Below are 13,948 nucleotides of genomic sequence, written 5' to 3'. Positions count from 1 at the left end.
CGCGTCGGCGGCGAGCAATCGCCGCCTGCCTTCTCGGATGCGGGTGTAGCTCAGTGGTAGAGCACGACCTTGCCAAGGTCGGGGTCGAGGGTTCGAATCCCTTCGCCCGCTCCAGAATTTTCCTGGTTTTTTTGGCATCAGTTTTATCGATTGCAGGCCGCCGTCAGGCGGCCTTGTCGTTTGTGATCCGCAGGCACGCAGATCCGTCCCGCATCGCTTGAAATCATCGGGCGTTGGGCAGACAATCCATAGGCGAAGCGGGTACGAGACTGACGATGCCGTCGACCACGGATTCCAACCTGGAAATTGCCAAGCGTGCCAATGATGAGGCGCGGGCGGATTTTGCGACCTGGGTGATGATGGCGAAGCTGAAAAGCCTCGACGCGCTGCCGCAAGAAGCCCAGACATTCTATGCCGGCTATCTCGCGCTGCTCGCGCGTGGCAAACAATCCGAACCAGCCGCGGCCGAAGCCACCATCCAGACTGTCTACCGCAGCTATTATTCCCGCATGGGCGGCACCGGCATCGCGCCCATCATCAAGACGGCTTCGAGATCAAGACCAATGCCCGACGACAACAATAGCAATGTCACGCCTTTCCGCCGGATCAAGCCCAACACGCCACCGCCTCCGCGCGAAAAGAAGAAGTTGCCGGCAGCGCTGATCTTCATCGGGCTGATTGTGCTGGCCGTGGCCTGGCGCTATCTCACCAAGGGCAGCCTTTAAAAAGCGTCGTAGTGATAGCGTGATGATGCGGTGCGATGTGCCAATCGCATCCGCTCGCTGGAACTAACTTTCAAAATTGCTTTTCAAGATGTCGTCGTGATGACGACGTCTTTCGTTTGCGCGAGCGTTAGTTGCGCTTTTCACCTGCGACATTTGTGGTAGCATCTCACTGTCTGAGAAAATCACAGACCAATAAGTTCGTCTCGAACGTTCAATAAGACATAGCAGCCGCAACAAGCTGCACAGGGAGTGACGCGATGAAATCGATGACTGGTCGATCCGTTGTTGCGTGCGCCGCCATCCTCGCCACGGCGATCGGCATGGCCTCGCTCAATCAAGCGAGCGCACAGCAGAAGCTCAAGAGCTACAAATCCGATACCAAGGACTTCTGGACCAATCCGCCGGACGACTGGTTTCTCGGCGACGAGACTGAAGCGCAAAAGGGCCTCGCGCCACCGTCAGGTCCGCCGACCGGTGCGTCTGATGCCGAACTCGCGGCCATGATGAAGAAGATCAAGCTGCCGCCAGGATTCAAGATCGAGGTCTATGCACCCGGCGTGCTCGCGGCGCGGCAGATGGCCTGGGGCGATAAAGGCACACTCTTTGTCGGTTCGTTCGGCCTCGGTAACGTCTATGCGATCACCGACAAGGGCGGCAAGAGAGAGGTCAAGACCGTCATCAAGGGCATGAAGATGCCGACGGGCATCGCCTTCCAGGACGGTGCGCTCTATGTGATCGATATCAACAAGCTGATCAAATACGAGAATGCCGAGGCGAATCTCGACAAGCTCGGTGACGGCAAGGTCGTCTATGACGACATGCCGTCCTATGCCGCACATGGCTGGAAGTATCTCGCGCCGGACAAGGACGGTTGGTTCTACGTTCCGTTCGGACCTCCCTTCAACATCGGCATTCCGCCGACCTCCTTGTCGCAGATCCGCCGTGTCGATCCCAAGACCGGCAATGCCGAAATCGTAGCGCTCGGCGTTCGCAACTCTGTGGGCGGCGACGTCGATCCTCGCACCGGTAAATACTGGTTCACCGAAAATGCACGCGACTGGATCAGCGACGATATGCCGAGCGACAAGCTCAACATGATCTCGAAGCTCGGTGAGCATTTCGGCTATCCGCATTGCCATCAAGGCAACATGCCAGATCCGAAATTCGCCATGGGGCACAAGTGCTCGGAATTCACGCCACCGGTGTTGAATCTCGGCGCCCATGTCGCGCCCCTGGGGATGAAGTTCTATACCGGCAACATGTTTCCTGCCGAATACAAGAACAACATCTTCATTGCCGAGCATGGCTCGTGGAATCGGCACAAGTATCAGGGCGCGCGTATCAAGCGTGTGATCGCCGGGCCGGATGGGAAGAATGCCAAGCAGGAGATCTTTGCCTCCGGCTGGATCGAGGGTGACCAGGGTTATCTCGGCCGCCCTGCCGATATCGTCCTGGCCAAGGATGGATCGCTGCTGATTGCCGACGATTGGGCAGGCGCAATCTATCGCATCAGCTACGCCAAGTAAGTCATGCGTCACGCGAGGCTGGAGTTGCTTCACGAGCGGCTCCAGCCTCGCGCATTCTGGAATGGGAATGTCGCTCATGCATCGTTCTGTACTCGCGGCAGTTGTTATCTTTCTCGCGCTTGGTTCTGGCTCTGGTCCGATCGATGCTGCCGATATTGCCGCCGGCAAGGAGAAAGCCGAGCTCTGCAGTGGCTGTCATGGCGAGAACGGCATTTCGCAAATAGAGAACATCCCATCGCTCGCCGCACAGCCGGATCTGTTTATCCAGTGGCAGCTGGTGTTCTTTCGTGCAGGCACGCGCAAGAACGAGCAGATGCAGCCGATTATCGAGCAGATCGACAACAACGACATCCGCAATCTCGGCGCCTATTTCGCCTCGCTGAAGCCGCCGGAGGGCAAGAAGCCCGATGACAATCCGGATCTGTCGGCCAAGGGCGCGCAAGCGGCGGTTGGCCGTCGTTGTGCGTCATGTCACACGGAGAGTTATGGCGGCACGAAAGCGGTGTCGCGCATCGCCGGACAGCGCGAGGACTATCTCGTCAAGGCGCTGCGCGACTACAAGTCCGGCGTCCGGGCCGGTGGCGGCATGGCTGCAATGGCCGAGGTGGCCTATTCGCTGAGTGAAGAAGAAATCACTGCGCTGGCGCATTATCTGGCGCATCTGTGATGCATGGTTGTCGTCCCCGCGAAGGCGGGGACCCATAGCCTCCGCCGTGAGCGGTTGGAACGGCAGAGAAGCGCCGACCGCGCTTCGCCAAAATCTCCGGCGTGTATGGGTCCCCGCCTTCGCGGGGACGACGAGAGTCCGAGCTACGCCACCCGCTGATGCTCATACGCCTTGAGATGCGTATAGATCATCCGCAGTCGCGGTACGGCGACCTTGGCGGCATCGGCGCGGGCGATGACATCTCCGACGATCTGGTCGGCCTCGATCTGCGCCTTGTTGAGGATGTCGCGATACATCGAGGCGGTCATCTTCGAACCTTCTGCCGTCAGCATGCCCTCGGTGCGTTCCAGGAACGCTGCCCGCGGTGCGAAGCCGTTGGCCTTGGCGACGGCGCTCATCTCATCGCGCACGCCGAGGATGAAGTCGCGGCCACCGGGTGCCGCGACGATGTCGCCGACGGCGCCGCGCATGGCGCTGGTGGAGCCGGCGATCGTTGCCAGGAACACCCACTTCTCCCACATGTCCTGCATGATGTTGTCGGAGGCCGTGCCGCCGAAGTTACCGGTCGCCATGATCGCGGCGATCGCTTTCGCGCGATCTGAACTGCCCCCCTTGCGCTCGCCGAAGCTGAGCACCTGCATCGGCGCCATCTGCACCACTTCGCGCGCCTCGTTGAGCGTGGCCGCGATCTGGCACTGACCGCCCATCACGCTCTCCGCACCAAATTTCTTCTCCAGCACGTCGAGATGCTTCATGCCGTTGAGCAATGGGATGATGGCGGTGTTCGGCCCGACAGCTGGCGCGAAGGAGGCGATCGCATCGTCCAGGTCGAACGCCTTGCAGCTCAGCAGCACGACGTCGAACTTTTCCTTGATCGCATCTGCTTGCACCGTCGGCGGATTCTTCAAGGTCACATCGCCATGCGGGCTCTTGATAACGAGGCCGGCGCTTGCCAGTTCACTGGCGCGCTTCGGGCGGACCAGGAAGGTGATGTCATTGCCGGCCTGCAACAACCTGCCGCCGAAATAACCGCCGATGGCACCGGCGCCGACCACGAGAATACGCATTGAGGGATTCCTTAGTTGGGTTGTTCTGAATTTTATTGTTCGATTGAGTCAGACAGAGATCTCATCCCAGCCTCAACACAACCGCGTTTAGGCGAGATGCGCGAAGTCGCACTCCTCACCATGAGGCAGGGTTTGCCTCTACCACTTCTCTCCGAACGGACGGATCTCCAGTTCGAACGTCCAGGCGCTACGCGGCTGCTGATAGAGCTGCCAGTATGACTGAGCGACCGAGGCCGGTGGCATCAACAAATCGGGATTGTTCAGCGCATCCTTGCCCCACATCTGCTCGCGGCGCTCGCGTACCCAGGCGGTGTCGACGCCGCTGTCGATGATCAGATGGGCGACATGAATGTTTTTCGGGCCGAGCTCGCGGGCCATCGCCTGGGCTACCGCACGCAATCCGAATTTGGCCGATGCAAAAGCGGCAAAGCCACTGCCACCACGCAAGCTCGCGGTGGCGCCTGTGAAGAAGATGTTGCCCTGACCACGCGGCATCATCAGCCGTGCAGCTTCGCGCCCGGCCAGGAAACCGGAATAGCAGGCCATCTCCCAGACCTTGCGAAATACCCGCTCGGTCGTTTCCAGGATCGGGAAATTCACATTGGCGCCGATATTGAAGATGCAGACTTCCAATGGTGCATGCGCATCCGCGCCATTGAGAAAGGCGGCGATCTCGTCTTCCTTGCGGGCATCCAGCGAGCGCGCCACGATGGTGCCACCCATGGCCTCGATCTCAGCCACCAAAGGCGCCAGCTTGTCGCCGTTGCGGCGGCCGGCGAACACTGTGAAACCTTCGGCGGCAAATTTCTTGGCGATCTCGGCGCCGATATAGTCCCCGGCGCCGATGACAGCGACAGTCGCGTTGCGCCTCTGCATGAAAGCCTCCCGTTATTTGCCGGTACCGGAGATCAGCTCCTCGACTTCGCGGAGCTGTTCCTTGCCGAAGAACATCTCGTTGCCGACGAAGAAGGTCGGCGAGCCGAAGGCGCCACGCTCGACGGCGGTCTGCGTATTCGCCACCAGTACCGCCTTCACCTCGGGCTCCTGTCCACGTGCGAACAGTCTTGCGCCATCGAGACCCGAGTCGTTGAGCGCCTTGATGGCCACTTCGGGGTCATCCATCTTCTTTGGTTCACCCCACATATGATGGAATGCGGCTTCGACATATTTCTCGAATACGCCGTCAAGCTGTGCCGCGATGGCGACGCGCATCAGGTTCAGGGTGTTGACCGGGAAGAACGGATTCATCGTGTAGGGCTTGACGCCGAAACGCTTCACGAAACGCTCTGTCTCGAGCTGATGAAACTCGCGCTTGTTCTTGACGCCGGCATAGGTTTCGGCCGGCGAGCGATTATTGGTCGCCTTGAAGATGCCTCCCAGCAGGACCGGGATATATTCAAACTTCGCACCGGTGCGCGCTTCGATCGCCGGGATCGCCTCGTGGCTGAGGAATGCGTTGGGGCTGCCGAAGTCGAACAGGAATTGTGGGGCAGCTTTGGTCAAGGCGGTCTCTCCCATCATTATTTTCTGGGCGTATTCTGCCGCAGGGATGCCGGTTCGTCCATTAACTTTATGATGACCGTCATCCTTTGGGATGCGCCTGAGCGAGTGTCAAATGAGGCGCTCGATGCGCTGCTTCTTCCAGACCAGATGGTAATAGCTCATCTGCAGAATGCACATGGCGCAGAACGCCATCGCATACGCGACCCAGATGCCTTGAAGTCCGAGCTGACGATCCAGGATGAAGGCGGCGGGTACCTCGATCCCGGCGATAGCCACCAGCGACAGGATCATGGGTGCGATTGCCGTTCCGCTCGCGCGCATCGCGTTGGAAAACACCAGCGACATCCCGAACATGACCGAACTCCAGGATACGATGTGAAGCAGGTTCTGAGCGAGATCGAGTACGACGGGATCGATGATGAACAAGGCCATGACGGCGCGCGAAAACAGATAGGTCAGCGCGACCAGACTGCCGGTCAGAACGAGGTTCATCACCAATCCAGTGCGAACCACGGAACCAACGCGATCGGCGCGGCCCGCGCCGATCATCTGGGCGCTCAGGATCGATACCGCAATGCCGATCGACATCGCGGGAAACTGGACATAGGCCATGGCCTGATTGACAGCACCGTAAGCCGCGGTGGCACTGGAGCCGTGGCCATTGACCAGACCGAGCAATACGAGTTCGGCGAGCGACATTGCGACCATTCCCACGGCGGCGGGAAAGCCGATGCGCAGGATCTTGCCGAGAAGCGCCGGATTGGGTCGTAGGTGAGCAAGAACCGCGGCGCTGCAGGCCAGCGGATGGTGTTTGCGGCCGAGATAAAAGCCGAGGCACACCAGCGTTACGAGGCTTGAAATCGCGGAGGCCCATGCGGCACTGGCGATATTGAGCCGAGGCAGGCCGAACCATCCGTTGATCAATGCCGGGGTCAGGGCGAGACCGATCGCTGTGGAAATCGTCAGGGCCAGCAGCGGCGTGACAGTGTCACCCACACCGCGCATCATGGACGTCCAGATGACGAACAGAAAGGTCAGCGGCATTGCGACCAACATAATGCGTGCGTAGTTGCTGGCCTCGTCGACAATATTTGCTGGTGCGGAGAGCGCGACCATCAGGGGGCGGCTGAACAAGCCGCCGACAATCGCCGTCACGAGTCCGAAGAGGAGACAGACCGTAAAGGTCGTGCCTGCGATCACGGCGATCTTCTCCCGTTCGCCGGCACCCCATGCCTGACCGATGAGCACCGTCGCGCCGATGCTCAATCCGATAACGAAGGACACCAGAAAGAACATCACGGGAAAGAATCCGGATGCGGCTGCGAGCGCATCGACGCCGATCATCTGGCCGAGATAGATGTTGTTAAATGTGCCGAACAGCGACTGCAGCACGTTGCTGAGCATCATCGGGACAAGGAAGGTGAGAAACGTCCTCCATAAAGGACGCGGCGTCATCGGCAAGGGCTCAGACATGGCGGATTCTCGTTTGGCACGAAGACATAACAGTCCGTTTGCGCGCGTTGATGCGCACGGTGTTGTGGTGGTCGATGGGGCCGGGTGATCAGGCCGGTGGGGCGGCGGCCTGATCACGAAATGCGAGTATTACGATGTGATCGCGAATATCGCTTGGCCAGTTCGCGATGAGTTCGGTGAATCGCCGTCGATCGCTTGCGAACAGCGCTCGTGACGCTTCCTCGAAGCCCGGCAGGTCGCCAGCCATCGTCGACATGAAATGATAGGCGGCGTCGCGCGCGGCGCGTTGCCGATCGCGGTCGCCATTGGCACGGCGGGCGTCTTCGACCAGCTTCCTCAGCGCGACCGAGGCACCGCCCGGTTGCGCGCCGAGCCAGTCCCAATGCCGCGGCAACAGTGTCACTTCGCGGGCGACGACGCCAAGCTTCGGCCGCCCACGGCCACGTGGCTCGCTAGATGCCTCGACGGCGGGTTCGGGTGTCGATGGCTGCGGCAGACGGGCGACGACCTCGCGATGGCTGCCGCGCAAATCGATATCGAGAGACTTGCCGGTGGCGTTGTCGAAAATGATGATCGGGTCGGCGATTGCGCCGGTCGCGATCTTGATTGCGATCGCCACCTCGGCCAATGGCCCAGAAGCAAGCAGCTTTGGGCCGGCAAAGGCGCTAAAGGGAGGAAAAGTCATTCCAGTCATGGGAATAAGCCCGTCTCATCATCAAGATCGACACTAATTATACCCGGATAATATATCTGTCAATATTACCCGGGCAATATTTATGCGCGTCACCCGCAAAGGATCGCCATGCTCACCGTCCATCACCTGAATAACTCGCGTTCCCAGCGCGTGCTGTGGCTGCTCGAAGAGCTCGGCACTCCCTATGAGGTCATCAGATACAACCGGCAGCCCAACATGCTGGCGCCGCCAGAGCTGCGGGCGATCCATCCGCTCGGCAAGTCGCCTGTCATCACCGACAACGGCAACACGATCGCCGAGTCCGGCGCGATCGTCGAATATCTCGTCAAGACTTATGGCAACGGCCGCCTGATTCCGGCTGACAATACGCCTGAGCGTCTGCGCTTCACCTACTGGCTGCACTATGCCGAGGGATCGGCGATGCCGCCGTTGTTGCTGAAACTCATTTTCATGATGCTGCCGAAGCGCGCGCCGCTGCTGATGCGACCGGTGGTCAATGCCATTGCGGCGAAAGCGCTGAACACGCTGGTCGACCCGCAGCTCAAGCAGCACATGGCCTTCTGGGAAGGCGAGTTGTCGAAGAGCGAGTGGTTCGCCGGCAGCGAATTCACCGCCGCCGATATCCAGATGAGCTTCCCGCTCGAAGCCGCATCAGCGCGTGCAGGGCTGGAGCAAGGACATCCCAAGGCGATGGCGTGGCTCGCGAAGATCCACGCGCGGCCCGCCTATCAGCGTGCGCTGGAGAAGGGCGGGCCGTATTCGGTGGGACGCTAGATCGCAGGGAAGCCGAACAGCTTTTGCGGGTTGTCCGTGAGGATACGGTTGCGCACCGTCTCATCCGGCACCCACTCCGCAAGCAGGTCGAGCAGATCGCTTACGCCCATCATCACGTCCCAATTCGCCACATGCGGCCAGTCGGAGCCCCAGATGCAACGACCCGGATTGGCAGCGACCAGCTTCTGCGCGAACGGAATCGTATCGCTATAGGGCGGGCCACCCTGGATGCTGGTGCGATAGGCGCCGGACAGCCGCACCCATGCGCCGTCACGAACGAGTCCGACCAGAGCGTCGAAGCCCGGATCGTTGATGCCGCGTGAGGTCGGGAAGTGTCCCATGTGGTCAACGAGGAACGGCACCGGCAGTTTCGCAAAGCGCGACGCCAGCGCCGGAATGTCCTTCGCGTCGATGAGGAATTGCAGATGCCAGCCCATCTCGCGGCAGAGCGACGCGTAGTCCTCGAGCTGCGCGAAACCCATTCCGCCGCCATAAAGCACGTTGAGCCGAAGGCCGACGACGCCGGCTTCTTTCAGCGCCGCCTTCTCCTTCTCGGGGCAATCGAGCCCGATCACAGCGATGCCGCACAGCCGCTGGCGATTGGCGGTGAGTGCATCCACCAGCAGGCGATTGTCGGTGCCATGCACGCTGACTTGGGTCAGCACGCCGTAAGTCATGCCAGTTGCTTCGAGCATCGATAGATAGGATACCGCCGTGGCTTCCGGCGGTGTGTAGCTGCGGCCGTCGACGAACGGATAGTCCGGCGGCAGACCGATGACATGGGCATGGGTATCGACGGCGCCGTGCGGCACGGTAAACCGTGTCGCGCTACGCTGGGTCGGTTGCGGTCCCGGGCAAGCCCGGGGTTCGCCAGCGGATGGATCAGGCGTCTGCATAGAGAATACGTCCGCGAGTCTCAGGCAGTGCAAAAGCTGCAAGGAAGAACAGGCCATAAGCCAGCACGGCGAAGATCGCGATGGCGTTGCCGAGGCTGGTGGTGTTGGACAGGGCGCCGACCAGGAACGGGAACAGGGCGCCTATGCCACGGCCGAAGTTGTAGCAGAAGCCTTGGCCCGATCCGCGCAGACGCGTTGGATAGAGTTCCGTGAGGAATGCGCCCATGCCGGAGAAGTAACCCGACGCAAAGAAGCCGAGCGGGAAGCCGAGGATCCACAGCACCTCGTTGGTGAGCGTCACCTGTGTGTAGATCAGGATGACAGCGATGGCGCCGAGCGAGAAGGTCAGGAACAGGTTGCGGCGGCCGATGCGGTCGGCGAGCCAGGCGCCGACGAGATAGCCGACGAAGGAGCCGATGATCAGTGCCGAGAGATAACCTGTCGATGAGACGATCGACAGCTTGCGCTCGGTGGTGAGAAAGCGCGGCACCCAGAAGGTGATGGCGTAATAGCCACCCTGGCAACCGGTCGCAGCGAGCGACGCAAGGATCGTGGTCTTCAGCATCGGGCCGGCGAAGATTTCGCTGAGCTTGGGCCGATCGCCGCTGGCGTTCTGCTTGGCGCGGGTCTCCGCGGCGATGACCGGTTCTTCGACGTAGCGGCGCAGATACAGCACCAGCAAAGCCGGCAGCGCGCCGATAGCAAACATCCAGCGCCAGGCCGTCTCTGGCGGCAGCCATGAGAACAGGATTGCTTGTGACAGCACGGCGAGACCCCAACCGATCGCCCAGCCGGACTGCACAGAACCGACTGCGCGACCGCGATATTGCGGGCGGATCGCTTCGCCCATCAGCACCGCGCCTGCAGCCCATTCACCGCCGAAGCCGATGCCGAGCAGCGCACGCGCCACCAGCAGCTGATCGAAATTCTGCACGAAGGCACAGATCAGCGAGAAGAATGAGAACCACAGGATTGTCAGCTGCAGCGTACGCACGCGGCCGATACGGTCGGCGAGATAGCCACCGAGCCAGCCGCCGATCGCGGAGGCAAGAAGTGTTACGGTGCCAGCGAGGCCGGCGGTGCCGGGATCGACCTTCCACATCACGATGATGGTGCCGATCACCAGCGGATAGATCATGAAGTCCATGCCATCGAGCGCCCAGCCCGTCGCGCAAGCCCAGAACGTGCGGCGCTCCGGCGGCTTCATGTCGCGATAGAAGGCCAGAAGGCTGGTGTCTTCGATCTCCGCGCGCTCGATGGCGCCGGAATCGGTTGGTCGGTTGCCGCTCATGATTGTTTCCCCCGTTTGTCGTCTTGGTTCGGGGACGCTCACCCGCGCGCCCCTGGGGGCATCGGATGTGTTATTGGACGTCAGTATCCAGATGCCTCAGCGCCACGCGTACGCGGATCAGGAGCGCCAAGCAAGCCGTCTGGCGTCACGAGAATAGAATTGGCCGAAGTCTGGCCCATCGGCTCGACCACCTTGTGGCCCATGGCACGCAGGGCATTGAGAGTCTCTTCGCTGAAGCCGCGTTCGATGCGCACTTCATCCGGCAGCCACTGGTGATGCAGGCGAGAGGTCGCAACGGCCGACATCACATCCATTCTGTAGTCGATCACATTGACGATCACCTGCAGCACCGTCGAGATGATGCGGCTGCCGCCGGGCGAGCCGGTGACGAGCACTGGCTTGCCGTCCTTCAGCACGATGGTCGGCGACATCGATGACAGCGGTCGCTTGCCGGGGCCGGGCAGGTTGGCTTCGAAGCCGACAAGTCCATAGGCATTGGATGCACCCGGTGCCGCGGTGAAGTCGTCGAGCTCGTTGTTGAGCAATACACCGGTGCCATCGGCAATCAGGCCGACGCCATAGCTGAAATTCAGCGTGTAGGTGTTGCTCACCGCATTGCCGGCGCTGTCGACCACCGAGTAATGCGTGGTGTTTTGTCCTTCGCGGGGCAGTACGGCCGAGAGGGCATCCGTCCACGGCGTTGCCTTGTTGGGATCAATCGAGGCGCGCTGCCCGGCGGCGTAGTTCTTCGAGGTCAGCGTCGCGATCGGCGCGTTGACAAAAGCAGGATCGCCCAGATAGCGCGCGCGATCCGCATAAGCGCGCTTCATGGCCTCGATCAGCAGATGCAGCGACGGTGCGGAGGCCTGCCGCATATCGCTCATCGGAAAGCCTTCAAGAATATTCAGCGTCTCCAGCAGCACGGTTCCGCCGGACGATGGCAGCGGCATCGAGATGATGTCATAGCCGCGATAGCTGCCGCGGACCGGCGTGCGGACCACGGGCTGATAGGTCTTGAGGTCGTCTGCCGTGAAGATGCCGCCTGCGGCATTGATGCCGCTGACCAGTTTCTCGGCGACGGGGCCTTCATAGAAGCCGCGCGGTCCCTGTGCGGCAATCGCCGTGAGCGTTGTCGCGAGATCTGTCTGGATCAACCGGTCGCCCTCGCGTAGTGAGGTGCCGTCGTCACGCGAAAAGATCTTCTTTGTTGTCGGCCAGCGCGCCAGGCGCCTGTGCCAATCCGGCAGCGTATCCGCGCCATCGTCAGTCAGGACGAAGCCGTCGCGCGCTAGAGCAATCGCGGGCTGTAGCAGATCCGACAGCGTGAACCGGCCGGAGCCATATTTCTCCAGCGCCAGCGCAAGTCCCGCCACCGTGCCGGGGATGCCGATGCCCAAAGCGGAATCGCGGGATTTCGCCGTGTCCGGCTTGCCGTCGCTGCCGAGAAACATGTTGCGGGTGGCAGCCGCCGGCGCGGTCTCGCGGTAGTCGATGGTGACGTCTTCGCCGGAGGCTGTGTGGATCACCATGAAACCGCCGCCGCCGATGTTGCCGGCGCGGGGGTAAGTCACCGCCATGGCAAAGCCTGTCGCAACCGCAGCGTCGATGGCGTTCCCGCCGCGCGCCATGACATCCGCGCCGATCTTGGCGGAAATCTTTTCCTGGGCGACGACCATGCCATGCTTGCCAGCTATGGGCTTGAGCGTGCCAGGTGGTGCGGGGGTATAGATGTCACGCGCCTGCTGCGCGTTTGTCGATGCCGGGACGACGAGTATAAATGCGAGTGCTGCGACGCAGGTACAACGCAGGAAAGCAAACGGTGCCATCGATCACTCCGGCTGACAGCGGACATGATCGCATCGCCGTCTCGAATGCTATATGGCTTGTGAAACGTACGAGACAACACTCTGTGATTCGCGGGGGATACCACGCATGGCGGTCGCCGCCGCTTCATCAGCCTCTGTGACAGCGGCGCCAAAGACCTATCCACCGCGCTCTGCGGTGATCAGCTGGATGTTTTTTGACTGGGCGGCCCAGCCTTACTTCAGTCTCATTACAACCTTCGTCTTCGCGCCCTATTTCGCCACGCGTGTGGCATCCGATGCTGCGACCGGACAATCCCTGTGGGGCTTTGCCACCGCCGCGGCCGGGTTGATCATCGCGCTGGCATCGCCGATCCTCGGCGCGATTGCCGATGCGAGCGGCCGCCGCAAGCCGTGGATCGCAGGCTTCGGCGCAATCTTCGTGATCGGTGCCTGCATCATGTGGATCGGCAAGCCCGGCGATCCCTCGATTATTCTGCCTCTGCTGATCGCGTATGGTTTTGCGACCATCGGTGTGGAATTCGCGACCGTGTTCAACAATGCGATGATGCCGACGCTGGTGCCGCCGGATAAAATCGGTCGCCTGTCCGGCTCCGGCTGGGCGCTCGGCTATGTCGGCGGTATTCTCAGCCTCATCATCGTGCTCGGCTTCATGGCTGCGAATCCAACGACGGGGCGCACGCTGTTCGGTCTGGTCCCTATCCTCGGCCTCGATCCCGCGACGTTCCAGGGCGATCGCATTTCGGCGCCGCTGTCGGGTCTGTGGTTCGTCGTCTTCGTGCTGCCGATGTTTCTGCTGACGCCGGATTTTCCTGCGAAGGTTTCGCCCGGTCACGCTGTGCGTGCAGGTCTGACCGATCTCAGGCACACGCTAAGTGAATTGCCGAAGCATCGCTCGATGATGGCGTTCCTGATCGCCAACATGATCTATACCGACGGGCTGGTGTCGCTGTTTGCTTTCGGTGGCATCTATGCGGCCGGTACGTTCGGCTGGAATACGATTCAGATCGGAACGTTCGGCATCATCCTCGCCGTTGCCGGAACGTTCGGCGCCTTCATCGGCGGCAAGCTCGACGATGCGCTGGGGCCGAAGCGCGTAATCACCGGGAGCATCCTGCTGCTGCTGACCTCGATCATCGCGATCCTGCTGATCGATCGCGAAACCATCTTCTTCATCAAGGTTACACCACCGGTGCCTGGCGGCGGGTTGTTCGTAGCGCCGGCAGAGAAGGCTTATCTTTTGCTGGGTTGCCTGATCGGCATGGCCGGCGGCCCGCTGCAGGCGGCATCCCGCACACTGCTGATTCGGTTGGCGCCTCAGGACCGCATCGCGCAGTTCTTCGGATTGTTCGCGTTGACCGGGAAGGTGACGTCCTTCATGGGGCCGTTGCTGATCGGCTTCGTCACCGCAGTCACCGCCAGCCAGAAGGCTGGCATGGCGGTGCTGGTGCTGTTCTTCGTCGGAGGCCTCGGCTTGCTCGGGCGGGTGCGGGAAGCCTGAGCCTCAAA

General features: G+C 61.1%; 13 protein-coding genes and 1 tRNA gene. 6 read left to right on the top strand and 8 right to left on the bottom strand.

Going from position 1 to position 13,948, the window contains the following annotated elements; genetic code table 11:
- Positions 1-39: 39 nt before the first annotated feature.
- From AB8A27_RS24955 to AB8A27_RS24940, 4 genes are all read left to right on the top strand, one after another.
- A tRNA-Gly gene (locus tag AB8A27_RS24955) sits at positions 40-114 on the top strand.
- A gap of 161 nt (positions 115-275) precedes the next feature.
- Positions 276-725, top strand: coding sequence for a hypothetical protein (locus AB8A27_RS24950; RefSeq protein ID WP_199488734.1), 450 nt, complete (start codon positions 276-278; stop codon positions 723-725).
- Positions 726-982: 257 nt separating this feature from the next.
- Positions 983-2,251, top strand: a complete 1,269-nt coding sequence (locus AB8A27_RS24945; protein ID WP_092141006.1) for a PQQ-dependent sugar dehydrogenase — start codon at positions 983-985, stop codon at positions 2,249-2,251.
- Between the two features lie 76 nt (positions 2,252-2,327).
- Entirely contained in the window at positions 2,328-2,918 is a 591-nt protein-coding gene (locus tag AB8A27_RS24940) for a c-type cytochrome (protein ID WP_441244209.1), read from the top strand.
- Between the two features lie 143 nt (positions 2,919-3,061).
- Here AB8A27_RS24940 and panE read toward each other — a convergent pair whose 3' ends face one another.
- The 5 genes from panE to AB8A27_RS24915 all read right to left on the bottom strand — a co-directional run bounded on the left by panE (position 3,062) and on the right by AB8A27_RS24915 (position 7,646).
- Positions 3,062-3,985: a 2-dehydropantoate 2-reductase gene (panE, locus tag AB8A27_RS24935; RefSeq protein WP_441244208.1), complete on the bottom strand. Its 924-nt coding sequence runs from the start codon at positions 3,983-3,985 to the stop codon at positions 3,062-3,064.
- 138 nt (positions 3,986-4,123) lie between these two features.
- Positions 4,124-4,861: an SDR family oxidoreductase gene (locus AB8A27_RS24930; RefSeq protein ID WP_441244207.1), complete on the bottom strand. Its 738-nt coding sequence runs from the start codon at positions 4,859-4,861 to the stop codon at positions 4,124-4,126.
- A gap of 12 nt (positions 4,862-4,873) precedes the next feature.
- Entirely contained in the window at positions 4,874-5,503 is a 630-nt protein-coding gene (locus AB8A27_RS24925) for a 2-hydroxychromene-2-carboxylate isomerase (RefSeq protein ID WP_441244206.1), read from the bottom strand.
- Positions 5,504-5,596: 93 nt separating this feature from the next.
- Positions 5,597-6,961 (bottom strand): MATE family efflux transporter, encoded by a 1,365-nt coding sequence (locus tag AB8A27_RS24920; protein WP_441244205.1) that lies wholly within the window; start codon positions 6,959-6,961, stop codon positions 5,597-5,599.
- Positions 6,962-7,049: 88 nt separating this feature from the next.
- Positions 7,050-7,646 carry a DUF2239 family protein gene (locus AB8A27_RS24915; RefSeq protein ID WP_441244204.1) on the bottom strand — a complete coding sequence of 199 codons (597 nt, stop codon included), beginning with the start codon at positions 7,644-7,646 and terminating at the stop codon, positions 7,050-7,052.
- 117 nt (positions 7,647-7,763) lie between these two features.
- On the opposite strand from AB8A27_RS24915, the gene AB8A27_RS24910 reads away from it, so the two are divergent.
- Positions 7,764-8,429 (top strand): glutathione S-transferase family protein, encoded by a 666-nt coding sequence (locus tag AB8A27_RS24910; protein ID WP_441244203.1) that lies wholly within the window; start codon positions 7,764-7,766, stop codon positions 8,427-8,429.
- On the opposite strand, the gene AB8A27_RS24905 is transcribed toward AB8A27_RS24910, so the two are convergent.
- From AB8A27_RS24905 to ggt, 3 genes are all read right to left on the bottom strand, one after another.
- A complete protein-coding gene (locus tag AB8A27_RS24905) occupies positions 8,426-9,325 on the bottom strand; it encodes an amidohydrolase family protein (RefSeq protein ID WP_441244202.1) in 900 nt (299 codons plus the stop codon). The two genes, AB8A27_RS24910 and AB8A27_RS24905, sit on opposite strands and share 4 nt — an antisense overlap.
- Entirely contained in the window at positions 9,312-10,616 is a 1,305-nt protein-coding gene (locus AB8A27_RS24900; protein ID WP_441244201.1) for an MFS transporter, read from the bottom strand. The genes AB8A27_RS24905 and AB8A27_RS24900 overlap by 14 nt, the downstream gene beginning before the upstream one ends.
- An 80-nt stretch (positions 10,617-10,696) precedes the next feature.
- The gene (gene ggt, locus AB8A27_RS24895; protein ID WP_441244200.1) at positions 10,697-12,442 is read right to left on the bottom strand and encodes a gamma-glutamyltransferase; all 1,746 of its coding nucleotides are present in this window, start codon (positions 12,440-12,442) and stop codon (positions 10,697-10,699) included.
- A gap of 106 nt (positions 12,443-12,548) precedes the next feature.
- Here ggt and AB8A27_RS24890 point away from each other — a divergent pair, with 106 nt between their 5' ends.
- Positions 12,549-13,940, top strand: coding sequence for an MFS transporter (locus AB8A27_RS24890; protein WP_441244199.1), 1,392 nt, complete (start codon positions 12,549-12,551; stop codon positions 13,938-13,940).
- Positions 13,941-13,948 lie beyond the last annotated feature (8 nt).

The sequence above is a fragment of the Tardiphaga sp. 768_D3_N2_1 genome (genome assembly GCF_052076105.1).
Taxonomy (GTDB): Bacteria; Pseudomonadota; Alphaproteobacteria; order Rhizobiales; family Xanthobacteraceae; genus Tardiphaga.
The sequence above is the reverse complement of the archived record's forward strand: the minus strand, read 5'-3'. Positions and strand labels throughout refer to the sequence as shown.